Genomic DNA, 17,229 nt, shown 5'->3' with positions numbered 1-17,229 from the left:
TGGGTTGCCAATTGTCTATAACTCCATGAGTTTAGCAGCGATCGCTCTTGTAAAACTGGCGGTTCTGGATTAGGATTAGCGATCGCTCAGGCAATTATTCAGGCACAGCAAGGTAGTTTAAACACCTTTTTCTCACATTACGGTAAAAAAACAAAAATCGCTATATTTTTCCAGACATCATTATTTATAAGTTTTCCTCCAGCTTCAGATGCATAGCCGACTGACTATATTCTCACCCGAAGAAACAAAGACGCAAAGATATAACTTTGCGTCTTTGCTTTTTTATCCGAAATCATTTTCAGATTTACTTGTTAGGCTGAGGAGTCATCCGCAGATAGGGTTTGATTTCCTCGTAACCTTTGGGGAATTTCTCTTTAAGCACTTCTGGATCTTTGAGTGAGGGAACAATTACAACATCCTCTCCATCTTTCCAGTCCGCTGGTGTCGCCACGCTATAGTTATCAGTCAATTGCAGAGAATCAATCACCCGCAAAAGTTCGTCAAAGTTGCGCCCCGTGCTGGGAGGATAGGTGAAACTTAGACGGAGTTTTTTATTGGGGTCAATCACAAAGACCGATCGCACTGTCACAGCTGCATTAGCATTGGGGTGGATCATGTCGTAAAGGTCAGAAACCTTGCGATCTGCATCCGCCAAAATTGGGTAGTTAAGGGTGGTGCTTTGAGTTTCTTCGATGTCTCCTACCCAGCCCTTGTGAGATTCTACGTCATCAACGCTGAGTGCGATCGCTTTGACATTGCGCTTGTCAAATTCTGGTTTTAGCTTGGCAACTGTGCCGAGTTCTGTTGTACAAACAGGTGTAAAATCAGCAGGGTGAGAGAACAGCACAACCCAGCTGTCACCTGCCCATTGGTAAAAATCGATGTCGCCGTGTGTTGAGGCTTGCGTAAAGTTGGGTACTGTGTCACCTAGACGGAGAGCCATGAGAGATTCCCTGTAGTTAGAAAAGCATATATATTCTAGTATGCTATGTCATCATGACATAAAACCCCCATTTCCCAATCGGGCTTTAGCAGTTTGAAACAAAATTTTAGGTTGTTAAGACTCTCGGATAAAGGATTAAAAGGCAATACGGTTCAGTTAAGGCTTAACGCCGTGTCAAAGTAAATTTTTTTAACGAACCGCTAAGGACGCAAAGTACGCAAAGGAAGAGAAGGAAGAAATAAGGAAGAAATTCTTAACTGAACTGTATTAGATTAAAAGGTGGTAAAAACTATTGACTAAAGTACACCTGTATGAATAGGTTGATTATTTGCCTCTCCAGGTTTTTCTTGGGATAGAGAATTGCAAATATCAGGGCGATATCCGACTAGAAGCCATTGCACATCTAGGATTATTAAGTTGCCACATCTCCACATTATTGCAGAATTAGGATAAACTTTTTCGCATAGATGCAATATTGTGAGAAGCTTATAAGTTATTACAAATCGAATTTTTATAAAGCAAGTAGTGAGAATAAAAATTACAAATCTGCTTATTATTTTTGAAATTTGAATTAATGATGATAGTAATCTTTTTGGTGATTGGTGTTATCCTCAGCACAACTACGAGTTTTGTTTTTGGAATTCCCTGGTTGATGCCGATTTTAGGTGCTGCTGTTCCCTATCCCATTTTCTTTTTACAAGTGCGTCGTCAACAATATAAAAGCGCTTTTTGGTGGATGCTACTGTGGGGAGTTTTGCAGAGTATTGCCGTAATTGTAGCAACAAGGGTCGCACCAGAAACAGCAGCAAAAGTCATCCTCCGTGGACAATCATACACTACAGAGATGTTGCACTGGATTCGCACGGCAGAAGGTATGGAAGGTTCAATCAGTTTATTTTTACCAGACCATTTATTGCAATACGGAATTTTTTGTATTCTCTGCGTTGTCACCTTGAGTAGCGCAGCATTGATATTTGGTACTTGGATGCTAAACTACATGAATTTTTATGTTGCTGAATTGGTGAAAATGAGTGCTAAACCTTGGTTAGCAGCTATTTTAGGGTGGTATCCGTGGTCACTGTTGCGGATAATTGGGTTTATTGCCACTGGGGTAGCTTTAGCTGCATTAGGATTAAATTTAGTAACTCGCATCAGAGGCGAAGTTCCTAAATCTCCCTTTCCGAAAACTTATATGTTAATTGGGATTGGTTTTGTGATTGCGGATATCGTTGTCAAAGCAGTTCTAGCACCTATTTGGCAAAAACTGCTGTTGTCTGCGTTGGGTTAAATTCATTTGTTTGCCAGGATTTTTTGGTAGGCTTGGATTGTTTGCTTTGCGATCGCATCCCAGCTAAAATTTTCTAAGGCATATTTTTGGGCGTTTAATCCGCGTCGTTGGCGTTCTGCGGGATTTTCCAAAGCTTCTTGCATTAACTCTACCAGTACTTGGACATCTGTTGCGCCCACCCAACCGGACTCGCTATCACGTATCTGTTGACAAATATGCACTTGGTCAGAAATGACTACGGGTACACCTGCAACCATCGCTTCAGCTACAGCAATCCCAAAATTTTCGTAGTAGGAAGGTAAGACAAATAAATCAGCAGCTTGTAGTAAACTAACTTTAAGTTCACCAGTAACAAAGCCTGTAATTGTAGTGTGCGATCGCAGTGGTGAATTTTGAATTTGGGATATTATCTTTTGTTCGTAATCTGGATCTTGAGGATTTGTCCCAGCTAAGACAAAATGAAACTTATAACCGACCGTTAATAGCTTTTCAAGCGCCGGAATCAACAAATTTAACCCTTTTTTCGGGTCAATTCGTGACATAAACAGCACCAACGGTACATCTTTTGGTAATTCTAACTGACTACATACATTTTTAAGAGGTGATTGACGGGGAATCACACCCAAGGGAATCACCAAATCTGGCGTAGATACTCCAAATCGTTCTGATATTTTAGCTTCTTGGTCGCTGGTAAAATGAATAGCTGCCGCACCAGCTAAATTTTGACGTTCTATTATTGCAACATAAAGCTCTTTTAATTGCTTTTTTTTCTGTAAATCAGCCGGATCGAGAGTACCCAAAGGACGGAAAATATAAGGTAGCTTTTGCTGACGACACACAATAGCAGCAGCGCTAATTATTGGGGAGAATAGAGCATGAATATGTGCTATGTCAAACTCATGAGCGTGACGTTTTAGCCAATTTAATAAATCGAGGGAAAATTTGTAGCGGCGAAACGGCGCACAACGAAAGTAAATTATTTCATAGCCATCTTGTTTGATTGGGCGATTTAAAGGAACATCTAGAGGTGTTTGACCATTATCGCCATTACTATCAGTTGTGAGAATTGTAACTTCCGCTCCCTCTTTTACTAACGCTGGAGCTAATCCTAGTACCATTTGACTAGGCCCGCCGTAAATCAGAGAAATAGAGGGGACAATTTGTAATATTTTCATTCTTTTGTCATTTGTACTTTTTTATTTGTTATTTATTAATTAATAAGGTTCAGTTAAGAAAACTTTTCCTTCTCTTTCTTCTCTCTGTGTTCTCTGCGCCTCTGTGGTACCCTGCGCCAAGCCGTTCGCGTAGCGTCTCGTAGAGAAGCGTCTACGTTAAAAAATAACTTTTAGAAATACTGCTAACCTTAACTTAACCGTATTGATTTATTAATGACTAATGACCAACTCTTGATAAAACTCAAATTGCTGTTTAGCCAAAGCTTTATTGGTATATTGAATCATTGCTTTTTGATAACCCATTTCACCGAGACTATGAGCAAAATCTGGTTTATCCATTAATTGAACTAAGCAATTAGCAAGAGCTTGAACATCACCTTCAGGAAATACTAAGCCAGCATCGCCAATGACATAGGGAATTTCCCCGGAATCAGAACCAATAACAGGAACTTGGCAAGCCATCGCTTCAATTAGCACATGGCCAAATTGTTCTTTCCAGCCAGCAGAAGTTAAGGTTTTAAACTTGTAAGTTGTTTCTGAAGGCAGTACCAAAGTACTCATTAAATTGATATAGTCTGCAACCTCATCATGGGGAACACTTTCTATCAAAATTAATCGTTCTTTAATATTGTTTTCTGCCGCAATTTTCATTAATTCACTTTGCAACTCTCCTCGTCCTAATAATAGTAATTTCCAAGGTTTATTTTTCAAAGTAGCTAAAGCTTGTAAAAGCGTTAACAAACCCTTTTCTTGCACAAAGCGCCCTACAAAACCTACTACAAAATCTTCTTTTTCAACGCCCAACTTAGCTGCTAACTCTGGTTGAGCTTTGGGAGTAAATAAACTTTCATCTACGCCCAGTTGCGGCATAACTTTAATTGCACCTGTATATCCTCGTTGTCGCAAAACCTCTGCTCCATCTTGATTACCAGAAATAATGCCGTGGCTGTGGTTAAGGTTATATTTTTCTAATAAAGAAATTGGCAGTTTTAGTTCATAAGGAAGATTCCACCAGGTAAAAAATAGATTTTTTGCCTTGAGTCCTAATAGCTGATTTAAGGCAATCATTTGAGTATAAGCCAAGGCTCTAGACCCTTGTTCTACTTGGATGATTTGCGGGCGAAATTGTTTTAACAAAGATATCAAATCAGCGCCAAAGGTAAGAAGTCCCTGATGATTTTGGCTAAAATTAGAAACTGGAACTATTCTAAATCTTCCTTCATCACGGTATTCAGTTTCAATAATTCTGTTTTGTACACCGCCTGGTTTCCAGCGTTTTGGGACTACAACTGTCACTTCAATGTCAGGTTCTAGTTGAGATAAAGCGCGTAATTTCTCACAGTTGAGGTCTACGATATAAGTGTGACTAGCAACTAAGATTTTCATTGATATTTATTAATTGTCATTTGTCATTTTTTAAATAACTAATTACCAATTCCCAATACCCAATAACTAAACTTGTTTATCCAATCGGGTGTAAACTTGGCCATCGTTCCATAGTGATTGGATGACACTACCCAAGGCTTTGAAAAAACCCAAAATGTAAAAAATAGCGCGAGTGGCAATTTTGATGGGGGAACCACTTTTATGGCAAGGTGGTCGTCCCAGAACGTGACAGTCAAATAAACGACCGTATAGGCGTAAAGCTTGAGTCGCAGTCAGGTTTTTCAGCCCTAGTAGGAAATGGTTGTGATAAAAGGTGAGTTGATATTTTAGCGATCGCATACTAATATCATGACAACCCCCTGTTTCTTCGCCTAAATGCACCAAATGGGCTTCTGGGTCGTACCAAATTTTATATCCGGTTTGTCGCACCCGCAAACAAAAATCTGACTCTTCGCGCACTGCACTACCGCGAAACCTCTCATCAAACCTCAACCCATACTTAGTAAAGATTTCGCGACGAAATGACATATTACAACCCCTTGCTGTCAGCACTTGCTGGGGTTTGATGGTATGTACTAAATCAATATGATACCAAGCAATTCCTGGGTCCATAGCTTCGGGAGGCAGATATTCAATCTGTAAATCTCCTCCAGAATCACCTAATTTCATTCTGTCAAATACCCGTCCGGCCACAGCCCCCACTTCTGGATTTTGCAAATAATTTTTCGCATGGGCTGTTAATAATTCTGGGGTTAGCTGAACATCATCATCAATAAATAATATTATTTCACCAGAAGACCGCCGCACAGCATAATTTCGCGCCCCTGGCAAACTTGCCCAATCTAATCGCAACCATTTAATTTTACCTACATCTGCCATCTCTTCTAAGTAGGCTTGAATTTCTGGTTGGTGCGTTGGGGTTTGGTCTACTACTAAAACTTCAAAATTGGGATAATCCTGTTTCAGGACATCTACAATACTATCTCGTAGCGCTTCCTCCCTACCATAAGTCGGGATAACTACAGAAATTAAAGGATAATTATCCATGATTTTTATTAAGTAATTTTTCTATTTTGATAATAACCTTATAAAAATTAATTTTCATTAACTTTACTAAGCTACTCTTACCTTAATTTACAGTCAGTCAAGAACCGAAGAACTGGTTAAAATTGCTTTTAATTCTTTATATTCCCTCCGCCGCAACCGCATAGAGATTATCAAATAACTCATTTTGCTTTTCGGAGTTATGTACAAGTTGCGCTTGAGCTAATGCTCCTGCACTTAGAAATTCGTAATGTTCTCGTTTATCACTTCTATCAAGAAATTGCATGATTCGTTGCAATGCTTGTTCTGCTAAATAGTCATAAGTGCTATCGACAATTTCCCAATATTCATCAGTTTTAGTTTTCTCTCCATGTAGCCAATTACTCCAGTGCCTAATTTCATTAATTGGTAACTCTAAAATATAGCCATTTTCACCATTACGAACAAACTCTGGTAAGGCGCATACATTTGTCGTAATTGCAGGAGTTGCAACAGAAAAACCTTCGATGATACTATAGCCATAAGTATCATGTAATGTTGCCATTAATTGAAAATGGCTTTGCGATAATAGCTCAATAACTTTGTCATTAGGAATATTTCTATGGAAGACAACGTTATTTAATTTTAGTAACTTTAAATCCTCTACATATTTACTGCGATCTGGGAAATCAGTTGGAACTCCTGAACCATGTTCCAGTCCCGATATTATATGTACAGTAATCGGCAAACCTAGTTTTTCAGCTTTCTGGGCTAATCTTAAAGCTACAACTCCACCTTTACGGGCAATGTGATTTCCGATAAATACAAGCTGGAGATTTTGTTGTTCCTGATAAAGTTTAGATTGCTTAACTTTTATTGGAAAGTTGGGATGAATAACATCCACTTTTTTACTTATTTTTTCTTCTATTTTCCAACCTTTTATCCTGTTAATAAGTCTCAACTTGGCATAATCAGAAATTGCAATAAATTTTTGACAATTGTCTAGTGCTAATCGATTATTTAATAACTCATAAATTGCTGCTTCAACTTGATTTTGAGGATTTCTATATAAAACACGATGATCCTCAAAGGTGAGAAACCAAGGTTTATTTGTATATAAAATTCTGTTGAAAGAATGAATTGCTTGGTATCTTTGCCATACAGGTTGCCAAGCCATAAAACTGGCTAAAGGATACCAAATTTTTTCTATAGGATATCTGCCTGCGGGGAAAGGCTTGGGGTAGATGAGTGTATGCCGAGAATTTCGAGGTAGATTTGGAATGCTGAGGTGTTTTTGACCTCCTATGATAACTTTTGCCATTTTTGTTTGATTTAAATTGTTTTTAGACGTTTTCTCTTGTTTTTTTGCTGAGGGTTGGCATCTTCTATATCTTGTTTCTCCAGTTCTGGCAGTTTAAAAAGAACTCCCGCAAAAAACCAATAATAGACAGCAACCGGGTCAACATCCAGAGGATAGTAGTAGGTGTTGTAGCTAATAAACAATATAAACACCCACAAAGCTGCTCCGTAACTACGGAAATTACGGTTCTTTATGGAACGATAGGTTTTAAAGCCAATAATTGTTAAACTTGTTACCAAACCCAGAAAAGCTAGTACTCCAATAATTCCAACTTCAAAAAGGACTTTGGGGTAGTAGGTTTCTACCAGTTTAGTTTGACCCATTGCACGAGCAGAGTTAGTTGCTCGACCTAAGCCACTTCCTAAAGGCCCATCTACATTTTTCCAATTCTCTTCAAATTGCTGGACGATGAAATCTTGAGGTGGTGAAGCGTCCCAGCGACTGGTAAAACTCTCGGTTCTCTCTTGGACGACGGTAGGGTTAGTAACCATCACAATTCCTAAAACTATAGCCAGTCCTATACCTATGGGGATAAATCGTTTCAGGTTGCCAATTTGACCAGTCAGCAATAGCAAAATCCCAAAGCAGGTTGGTACTAAGGCTAAGGCGATTCTCTGTCCAGAAATTACAGCATTGATAAAGACTGTCACTAAAGAACCTAAACCGACTATCCGCCAAATAAAAGAGGGATCGGTGAAGCCGGTGGCAAAGGTAAAAAAGGTACTGGAAATTAAGAACCACGCCCATTGCCAAGGGGCTACAAATGTTCCTGGGAGACGAATCACTCCTTCTTCGGGACTATATAAGAGCGCTCCACCAAAATAACACCGGGCTTCTAGTGATGTGACAAATAGGGCATTTCCTTCAAGACCTCTAGTGCCTTGACATATACCAGTTAGCAGTAAGAGGTATTGGATACATCCCAACACACAACAAAACAGTATGAGAACAATTTGGAGGCGCGATAAAAAGAGAAAATCCCGCTTATCTCGAATTAGATAGTAAGCACAACCAATCAGAGGGACATAGCCTAAAAATACTTTTAGCCCCAAAATTCCCATACCTAAAGGTATTTCTTTCTCTGCTTTTTCTAATAGTCCGACGCTAGGCGGGTTAAACTGCTGTCCACCATTGACAAATAATAGTGTTAGTACACTGCAACCCAAGACAATATAAAGCGGAATTTTAATGCCTTGGGGAATAATTAAAGGTAATCCCTGCTTTCGACAAGTTTGCCAAAGTCCAATTAGCGCTGGAACATAAAAGGCATCTTTAGCTAATTGGAGTATGGGACTACTGCCCAAGTAGTAGGTGATAGTACCCCCAACAGGTACGTAAATGATGAATGCATATAGCGCTTGGCGCGGATATTTGTAAGAAAGGGACATGATGATTATCCCTAAAACACCGGGGACTGCTGCTTTAATTCCACCTACGAAAAAAAGCACAACGCCAATGAATAAACCGCCAAAAGTGGCGGTGGTGAGTAAACTAATGAGTTCTTTACGTGCTAAGGCTGCTTTGCGTTTTTGGGCTAACTGTTCTTTGAGACTAAGAGTAGAAGTTTCCTTAGAAGTCTGCTTTTTCGATTTTTTAGATGTCTTGGATTTTGACTTTATTTTCGGCATAGTAGCGCTGTAGCCTATCAGCATCAAGGTAATACATTATACTTGACAAATATTTTGGGATTGCTGTAAGTTGTACAATCCAAATTCGTCTTTAACTGATTGATTTAATAATTTGCGATTAAAAATGTTAAATTTTAATCTTTTTGAATTATCAAAAAGGTTTTCTCCTGTATCCAGGATATAAACTGCTCCTGGAAATGGTAGTGATTTAATAGCTTTTCCTTGATTCTCTAAAATATCCCTAACTTTGCCATGATCTATATAATATCTATAGTATCCGTAGCCACGATTATACTCTGCGCTTTCGGGCAAATAGTTCAGATCGTAGCGAATAATGTTACAACTACCGCACATTTTATAAAAATCCCTTCTTTTAATATATACATATTTACTACCTTCCTGATATTTATAACCTTTGTTAATAACCCATCCATCTGAATCAGGATGTTGTTGAATAAATTGGGCTAACTTTTTGCTGACGCAATCATCAGCATCAATTGCCATAGTGTGAGTCGGAGAAAATTGTTGAGCATAAATCAATCCTTTCAGGATTTTACGCCCTTTATCTGTGTCTCCTTTGGCTACAGGGTTAGTCTCGTTGGGAGGAGAAAAATCAACTGTAACGTATGTAATATGAGAATGGGTGAATTCGATTTTTGGCTTTTCGTGACAAACAACAATAACGTGAAAGTTAGGTGAGGTTTGATTGCAAACTGATTTAATGCATCTTTCAAATAATTGGGTAACACGTTCCCAGGAATTGGAAACTTTTGCACTTTTAAGTGGGATAACAAAAACAAGCATGATAGATATTATCTTTAGCTCAAGTATAGGAATCTGCTTTGAGTTTTAAAGTTAATTTGCTTAAGAGGCAATAGTAAAAGAAGCATTTTTGAGTATTGCTGAGTTTGTTCAAAAATTAAATATGACTTTTATAGCGAAGAATCTCGAAGTAAATAATAACACGTTCAGACTGATGTGATAGCGTGGCGAGTTTTTTGATAATTAATTAGGCGGATATTATATAACAATACAAATACAAATGTCACAGCTTCTACAGATAACCAAGGCTGGTTAATTTGTAGAAGCTGTGACAGGAAATTGGCGTTTGTTAAAAGCTGAGATAATAGCTAAATTAGTCCATCAGATGTTGCTGGACTTTTGAAACTAATTCATTTGTCCAGTAGTTGGTAAGTTCGGCATTGGCGGCTTCTACCATGACTCTGATTACTGGTTCTGTACCAGAGGCGCGAACCAAGATTCTACCAGAATCACCCATTGCGGCTTCAGCAAGGGCGATCGCTTGTTGTACCGGTTCGCAATCTTGCCACCCCAAACGGCGATCGCGATCTGTAACTCGCACGTTCCGCAATATTTGCGGATATGTTTGGAAGCTTTGATCTACTAATTCTCCTAGAGAAACACCCGCAACTTTGACCAAAGCTGCTATATGCAAGGCTGTTAACAAGCCATCTCCAGTTACAGCATAATGACGGCAAAGAATATGACCTGATTGTTCGCCGCCTAACATTCCCCCAGTTCGCTGCATTTCGGCTTGCACGTATTGATCGCCGACGGCGGTACGAATTAATTTACCACCAATTTGTTGCCAAGCTTTTTCAAAGCCCAAGTTGGCCATGACTGTAGACACAATCAGGTTGTCTGGTAGTTGTTGGTTTTTTTGTAAATGCTGTCCCCACAGATAGAGAATGTAATCGCCGTTAACTTGCCTGCCAGTATTATCTACTGCTAAGACGCGATCAGCATCGCCATCGAAGGCAAAGCCGATATCGGCGTTGTGTTCTTGGACTGTGGCGGCAAGAATATCTAAATGAGTGGAACCGCAGTTAACATTAATGCGATCGCCATCTGCTTCGTTATGCAAGCAGATCACCTCTGCCCCCATTTCTGTAAAGACTGATGGCGCTAACCCAACAGCTGCACCCCACGCCAAGTCTAAAACAATCTTCATTCCCTGAAGATTTAGCGCACCGTTCAAGGGTTTTTTCAACGCCTCGCCATAATGCCCCACTAACTCAAAACGTGAGTAATGCCGTCCGCAATTACTGACTTTAGCAATAGGTGATATTTTCCCACGCAGTCCCGCTTCTATTTCTGCCTGTAATATTTGCGGTAACTTTCCACCATTTGCACCAAAAACCTTAATTCCATTGTCCTCTGGGGGATTGTGGCTAGCAGAAATCATTACTCCACCGATCGCATCACTGATGCTGGTGAGATAGGCAACGCAAGGAGTGGGACATAATCCCAAATACCAAACCTCTAATCCTGCTGCTGTTAAGCCTGCACTCAAAGCCATCGCCAGCATATCGCTGGAGTTTCTAGAGTCCTGTCCGAGAATGACTGGCCCTATTTGAGTCGCATGGTTACGTAAAACAATCCCCGTCCAAAAACCAACTTGTAATGCCAGGGGTGCATTTAGTAATTCTCCGACTCGTCCGCGAATCCCATCTGTACCAAATAAAGGATTTGTCGGTAGTGGAATTAAATTAAGCCCAAAACTGCTTTCGATCCCTTGGCCCAATCCTTCAGCTTCGGAAGGAGAATCTCCAGGAATGCCTGGTATCCGAGTTATAGATGAAACCATATATTTAAACACTCCACACAATCACACTGAAAAATAGCACTTAAGACTTTATTCAGCAATTTTGACACGATTTTTCTCTTTAGAAATTCATCTGTTTTTACGTAATTATACTGAATTAAAGAATTTACAATTGTAAATATTTCATGAAGTCAGTATTGGTTTTTACATTATTAGTAAAGTCTCCACATTTTAGCTAATTATTTCTTTTATGCCATTAACTTGAGTCTTGATTTTTATCTGTATTTAGTTCACATTTTGCAATGCTATTAACAAGAAATACAATGTAATGAATATTACCTAGATTTCATTATGAATATTTTTAGGAAAACTAATAATGAAAGCAAAAATTAGCTTATAACAACATAAAATCAAAACACCGCAATGTAAAGTTATATTAACGTAGTGTTGTTGCTGTGTAAAAAACTACAAAATCATCGCAGCTTAAAAAATTTTAATATAAATTCTCATCAAATAGTTTTAAGGTAACGTTTTAATGGCTTTTTTAGCCGTTAGTGAATTAAAACTCGGCAGTTAACTTTTTAAAGTTGAGAAATTTAGCATGAGCAGCAATTTAGCAACCAAATTACGTGTAGGCACTAAGAAAGCCCACACAATGGCAGAAAATGTAGGTTTTGTCAAGTGCTTTTTAAAAGGAGTAGTCGAAAAAAACTCTTACCGGAAACTAGTTGCTAACTTCTACTTCGTCTACTCAGCGATGGAAGAAGAAATGGAAAAGCACCGCCAGCACCCAATTATTTCTAAAATCAACTTTCCCCAGCTAAACCGCAAGTATACCTTAGAGCAAGACCTGAGTTATTATTTTGGTGCCAACTGGAGAGAGCAAATCAAACTATCTTCCGCAGGTGAAGCTTATGTAAAGCGCATCCGAGAAATCTCTGCCACAGAACCAGAACTGTTAATCGCTCATTCATATACTCGTTACTTGGGTGACTTATCTGGGGGACAAATTCTCAAAAACATTGCTGTAACGGCGATGAATTTGTCTGATGGGCAAGGAACGGCTTTTTATGAGTTTCCAGAAATTCCTGATGAGAAGGCATTCAAAGCAAAGTATCGTCAAATTTTGGATGAATTGCCTCTTGACGAGGCGACAACTGATCGCATTGTTGATGAAGCAAACGCCGCCTTTGGCACGAACATGAAGATGTTCCAAGAATTGGAAGGCAATTTGATTAAAGCGATCGGTGTAATGGTGTTCAACAGCATCACACGGCGACGGACTCGCGGTAGTACTGAACTCGTGACAGCTGAGTAATAAGTGCGGTTAACGGATAGCTATAGTTTGACCCGTGCTGAGTACAGGGTGCAAAGTATGGTGTGTGGAGTCATAAGTTCAGAAAGCCTGATGAAGGATAATTCATAGGTGTTTGTGGAGAAAGAGCGATTAACGCTCAAAATATTTAGGGGCAATAGCCCTGTGACTGCTTTTGTATTCGTGAAAGCAAGCATAGGGAGATTGCCCCTCAATTTATAGTTTATGTATTATGTAACTAGGTTCAGAACAATAAACGCCTTTATTTAGAGGATGTTTTAAAAGTCCTTTTGTCGGTATCAAAAGGTTCTAGATCCTCCTAAATCCTCCGATAAATTGGAGGACTTTGATTCTTCCCCCAATTTATCGGGCAGCCAGCGCGGTCTTCTCTGCGAGACGCTGCGCGATAGCGAGTCAGACGCTCCTACGTCGCTAACGCTTCGCTATCGAGCGTATGGGGTCTCACCGCAGGATGCGCGAAGCGCTGTAATGGAGCAACTAGCGTGGGTTAGGGGGATAATCTCTACTTTATTCTCTGCGCTGCGCCAGTTGCTACAAGGATATTGCTGTGTAGTTGCTATCTTCATTTTGCAAGGGTAAATCGTATTTATCATAGAGAACTTTTATATGTCGGTTAAACTGCTCCTCGACAAAATAGCTGCTAGAAAATTCACTTGCAAAAGAAACTTGGTGAAAGTGATAATCTAGATTCAGCAGATTGTAGACAAGTCTTAAAAAATAATCATCGATCCAAAAATCTACATCAAATAGTGAAATACCATATTTTCCTTCCAACCTACGATTTAAAGTTTTGAGTAACCAAGACCATTGAGGTTTGAGGGTGGGATCGATGCGGTTGCCAAATACAGGATTAAAAAACTGATTTACTTGAGTTTTTCTCACATCAATCACTTTAGTTAATAAATCTGCTGCCTTAATTGGAGATGAATTAAACCAATAGTTAGCAACTACTAGATCGTGTAAATAAGCAACTACAATTTTAGGGTTTTCTTTAATGAACTGTGAACGACAAACAATTCCTCTGATTGATGGAATTCTTAAACTAATTGTTTGAGATAAAGGCAGCTTTTTGACAAAAGCATAAGCTTCTAAAATTGAGGCAAAAGTATGACAACACACGTAAGCATCTATAGTTTTATTTGCCAAACTCTTACTTGCTTTACGAGGATCTTCATTTACTAATCTGCAATTTTTACTGACATCCATATTATAGAGGTCAAAAAGAGTGATAATGAACCTATGAGCATTAGAACCAAATAAGGTGGAAATTCGTTTTCCTTTCAGATCCGAAACAGTCTTTATAGAAGAATCTTTATGTAAAATAATATTTATATCTTGACCTAAAAGGTTATATGAAGCAATTCCTATTAATTTAGAACCAAAACTTAAATCATCAAAGAATTGGCTACCATTATTCAAGAGAGAAATATCATCTAAAATACAAATATCTAGTTCTTTGCGTTTCATCTGCCGATTCATTTGTTCCCCAGAGTCAAAGGGTAGAATTTGTAACTCAAAATTTCGATTGATTTCAATATTTTTTAAAACAGGCTGTTCAAGTGATAAAGATGCTCTCTGTAAATCAGAAATATACTTAGTCCCATATCCAGCAATAAACTGTCCTATGGAATCTTTCTGAACACCTATTCTAAGAATATTTTTCTCTTTGGGAGAATAGCTACCTAAAATTAGGTTTATATTAGGCAAGCTTTCCAAATTGTCTTGATCGAGTCTAAAACTTCTCACCAAACCTTCTGCGGATATTAACAACTCGCTAAAGCGAGGAACATGCAGATAAATCCCATATTCATTAACATCTTGAATAGGAAGAATTAAAACTTCGTATTGAGATATTATCTCAGCTTGACAAAAGTCAGGTAAAATGGTTATTTTTTGATTTTCTGAAGCATAGATTAGAATATCTTGATAACTTTGTAGTACTTGTACGCCACTTAATTTGTTCCTCAAATATTTATTTTTAGATAGTTCTTGATGAACCTCATCTAGAAGCACAATATCAGCCAAATCAATATCATTTATTTCAACTAAACTATACTGATTTAAATATTTACTTGCGCCAAAGGAAACCAACAGCATTCTATGAGTTGTTAATCTAGTACAGTGGTGTTCTTCCTTATATCCAGCGCAACTGTTGAGCAGGAGATCCATTTCTATGAGTTGAGAATTAGAAAAAAATCTGCTATCTTTAATCGCAATCTCTTTGATATTTCTGCCTGCAAAACAAAGTTGAAATCGCTGTAAATATTGTTTGAGCCAGACTTCTAAAATTAAACTAGTAGATCCCAATATCAAATCTTCGCCTTCAGCGCTAAATGTTGCCTGAAATTCTTCTTGCAGATTTTCTACAGTTTCTACTACATTAAATGTCTGGGAAATCAATTTCTTGCCTTTATTAGTCAAACTTATAGAGCCAGGAGAGCGATTTAGGAGAATTACTCCGAAATAATTTTCTATTTGTTTGACTTTTTTACTAATTAATGCTTGACTATACCCTAATTTTTGGGCTGCTTTAGAGAAGCTACCACAGTCATCTACTGCTTTTAAAATTTTGATGTGGTTTAGGGTAATATCTTCGAGTTTAATCTTATTCATGCTAGGTAGGGCAAGATTTTTAATTACAACGGAATTAAGCTATTCTGCTGTGCATATTCGGAAATCACTAAATTGTGGAAGCGAATAGTGTCTTCCAACATAGATTCAAATTTGAGTACTATTAAGTCAACGCCAACGGCTTCGTATTCTTTCAGGCGTTGAATAATTGTATAGCGATCGCCAACGAGTTGAGCAGATAAACCAAGGTTAGCTTCAATGGTTTGACTGATATCTAGTTTGTTGTGGGCAACTACGTTAGGATCGATTTGTTCTTGAAAGTAGTTAATCTGCGGCTCATCCGCAGAACGATAAATCGCTTGTAATCTGGCTTCGGCTTGAGCGGTATGTTCCCGAACGATCGCAAACGCACTCATCCCTACTTTAATATTACGCTGGTAGCGATCGCTAGCCAATCTTTTCACTTTCTCCACCAATGCAGCCGTTTTTTCAGGTTCATCTGCATTGATAAAGAGATAATCTCCCTGACGAGCCGCTAAGTCAATTGCCCGAGCTGATTCGCCAGCAATGAAAATAGGTGGTGTTAGTGTCGGCTTATCTGGGAGAATACCACCTGTAATATTGTAGTATTTGCCAACGTAATTAAAGTCTTCGACTGTCCATAGTCCCTTAATTACATCAATGTACTCTTCTAATCGCGCATAGCGATCGCTATGGGGTAGCCAGATATCTCCATAGCTTTCTACTTCTAATTTCCACCAACCTGCAATACCACTCAGAGCAAATCTGCCGTTACTAAGTTGATTTTGAATGTTTGCACTCAGCTTGGCAATAACCGCAGGCAATTTAAAACCAGGTTGTACAGCCGCAACAATCTTGATATTCTTGGTGTTCAAACTTGCTAAAGCTGCTGTAATCCAAGCATCAGCGACATTATAGTTAGGCCCATGAACTGCATTTAAGTAATGTTCAGGAATGTAATAGAAGTCATAACCTAACTCGTCTGCCTGAACTGCCAGCTTCACCAAATCTTGAGCGGATAAATTAGCCTCATGGTTGACAACTCGCAACCATCCACCACAAACAGGCGACCAAATTCCAAACTGAAGTGCCATAAATCTTTTTCCTGTGCCTTTTTTTACCAAACAGAATTCAGGAGTCAGGAGTCAGAATTCAGCAATGTTTTCTGAATGAAAAAGCGGATAGCGCAGCGTTAGCGAGTCCGCGAGCGTCTGAATAACCGGAGTTTTTGCACCCCCACCAAATCGTAGATTTGGTGGTGCAACAATTCAGTCGTGGGTCTGAATCCCCGACTGATAGCGTAGCGGTAGCGAGGGACGAGCGTCTTAATTCTGACTCCTGAATTCTGACTTCTGAATTCTTCTTCAAGAGACATTCAATAAACTACTATACGCATATCTTTTTACCGTAGTTTAGTAGTTCACACTACCACATTTATTTCTGTTGTGTACAGTTGCTTATCACGATATGGAATAGTATCGAAACTTAGTTGAGTCCTGATTTCTGGTTGCTCTGAATGAATCAGGTTGATAAGCAGCAAATATAAAACTCAGCAAAATTGGCCAGTATTCCAAAATGGAATATGGAAATGGAATTTAAGTATATTGAGTCACGACATCAGAAAAATTCTCGTGATAAAGTCTGATTCATCAAAAACTACGGTAGTTCAGTCGGCTTATGGTATATTACGACCATAAGAATCTGAAATTGTCTACTTGTAAACTCAGAGTGGTTTCTAGCCGCTCTCAAGCTTTCGATTTTACCCTATCATTCTCGCTTGGATGCAATATACTTTGACCTCTCTCCTCAAAGTCTACGGTGTACACACATCTCTGTACAAACCCAAAATCATTGGAGATCCCCCTAAATCCCCCTTAAAAAGGGGGACTTTAAGAAGCTTTTGCCTCCCTTTTTAAGGGGGGTTGGGGGGAT

General features: G+C 38.8%; 13 protein-coding genes and 1 pseudogene. 3 read left to right on the top strand and 11 right to left on the bottom strand.

Going from position 1 to position 17,229, the window contains the following annotated elements:
* Positions 1-33: 33 nt before the first annotated feature.
* Positions 34-216: pseudogene (locus FBB35_RS34545) on the top strand (two-component sensor histidine kinase); the annotation flags it as partial.
* 88 nt (positions 217-304) lie between these two features.
* Here the strand turns inward: FBB35_RS34545 and FBB35_RS09815 are convergent.
* Positions 305-943: a peroxiredoxin gene (locus tag FBB35_RS09815; RefSeq protein WP_174709474.1), complete on the bottom strand. Its 639-nt coding sequence runs from the start codon at positions 941-943 to the stop codon at positions 305-307.
* A gap of 574 nt (positions 944-1,517) precedes the next feature.
* On the opposite strand from FBB35_RS09815, the gene FBB35_RS09810 reads away from it, so the two are divergent.
* Positions 1,518-2,231: a hypothetical protein gene (locus FBB35_RS09810; RefSeq protein WP_174709473.1), complete on the top strand. Its 714-nt coding sequence runs from the start codon at positions 1,518-1,520 to the stop codon at positions 2,229-2,231.
* A gap of 2 nt (positions 2,232-2,233) precedes the next feature.
* On the opposite strand, the gene hpsP is transcribed toward FBB35_RS09810, so the two are convergent.
* The 7 genes from hpsP to glmM all read right to left on the bottom strand — a co-directional run bounded on the left by hpsP (position 2,234) and on the right by glmM (position 11,411).
* A complete protein-coding gene (gene hpsP, locus FBB35_RS09805) occupies positions 2,234-3,406 on the bottom strand; it encodes a hormogonium polysaccharide biosynthesis glycosyltransferase HpsP (protein ID WP_174709472.1) in 1,173 nt (390 codons plus the stop codon).
* Positions 3,407-3,616: 210 nt separating this feature from the next.
* Complete coding sequence (gene hpsO / locus FBB35_RS09800; protein WP_174709471.1) at positions 3,617-4,792, bottom strand: hormogonium polysaccharide biosynthesis glycosyltransferase HpsO; 1,176 nt, start codon at positions 4,790-4,792, stop codon at positions 3,617-3,619.
* A gap of 66 nt (positions 4,793-4,858) precedes the next feature.
* Positions 4,859-5,839 carry a hormogonium polysaccharide biosynthesis glycosyltransferase HpsN gene (hpsN, locus tag FBB35_RS09795; RefSeq protein ID WP_174709470.1) on the bottom strand — a complete coding sequence of 327 codons (981 nt, stop codon included), beginning with the start codon at positions 5,837-5,839 and terminating at the stop codon, positions 4,859-4,861.
* 136 nt (positions 5,840-5,975) lie between these two features.
* Positions 5,976-6,992 carry a glycosyltransferase family 4 protein gene (locus tag FBB35_RS09790; RefSeq protein ID WP_254625896.1) on the bottom strand — a complete coding sequence of 339 codons (1,017 nt, stop codon included), beginning with the start codon at positions 6,990-6,992 and terminating at the stop codon, positions 5,976-5,978.
* Positions 6,993-7,147: 155 nt separating this feature from the next.
* Entirely contained in the window at positions 7,148-8,803 is a 1,656-nt protein-coding gene (gene hpsL, locus FBB35_RS09785; protein WP_174709468.1) for a hormogonium polysaccharide biosynthesis protein HpsL, read from the bottom strand.
* Positions 8,804-8,839: 36 nt separating this feature from the next.
* A complete protein-coding gene (locus FBB35_RS09780) occupies positions 8,840-9,607 on the bottom strand; it encodes a glycosyltransferase family A protein (protein ID WP_174709467.1) in 768 nt (255 codons plus the stop codon).
* Between the two features lie 331 nt (positions 9,608-9,938).
* Complete coding sequence (gene glmM, locus FBB35_RS09775; protein ID WP_174709466.1) at positions 9,939-11,411, bottom strand: phosphoglucosamine mutase; 1,473 nt, start codon at positions 11,409-11,411, stop codon at positions 9,939-9,941.
* Positions 11,412-11,970: 559 nt separating this feature from the next.
* Between glmM and FBB35_RS09770 the strand changes: the two genes are divergently transcribed.
* Positions 11,971-12,687 (top strand): heme oxygenase (biliverdin-producing), encoded by a 717-nt coding sequence (locus tag FBB35_RS09770; RefSeq protein WP_174709465.1) that lies wholly within the window; start codon positions 11,971-11,973, stop codon positions 12,685-12,687.
* 549 nt (positions 12,688-13,236) lie between these two features.
* Here the strand turns inward: FBB35_RS09770 and FBB35_RS09765 are convergent.
* The 3 genes from FBB35_RS09765 to FBB35_RS09755 form a co-directional block, all read right to left on the bottom strand.
* Positions 13,237-15,318, bottom strand: a complete 2,082-nt coding sequence (locus FBB35_RS09765) for a LysR family transcriptional regulator (protein WP_174709464.1) — start codon at positions 15,316-15,318, stop codon at positions 13,237-13,239.
* Positions 15,319-15,341: 23 nt separating this feature from the next.
* On the bottom strand, positions 15,342-16,391 hold the full coding sequence (locus tag FBB35_RS09760; RefSeq protein ID WP_174709463.1) for an LLM class flavin-dependent oxidoreductase: 1,050 nt from the start codon (positions 16,389-16,391) through the stop codon (positions 15,342-15,344).
* A 98-nt stretch (positions 16,392-16,489) separates the two neighbouring features.
* Positions 16,490-16,672: a hypothetical protein gene (locus tag FBB35_RS09755; protein ID WP_174709462.1), complete on the bottom strand. Its 183-nt coding sequence runs from the start codon at positions 16,670-16,672 to the stop codon at positions 16,490-16,492.
* Positions 16,673-17,229: the final 557 nt, after the last annotated feature.

Source organism: Nostoc sp. TCL240-02, from assembly GCF_013343235.1.
In the GTDB taxonomy this organism is placed as follows: Bacteria; Cyanobacteriota; Cyanobacteriia; order Cyanobacteriales; family Nostocaceae; genus Nostoc.
Note: the sequence above shows the minus strand (reverse complement) of the source record. Positions and strands in the feature narration are given on the sequence as shown.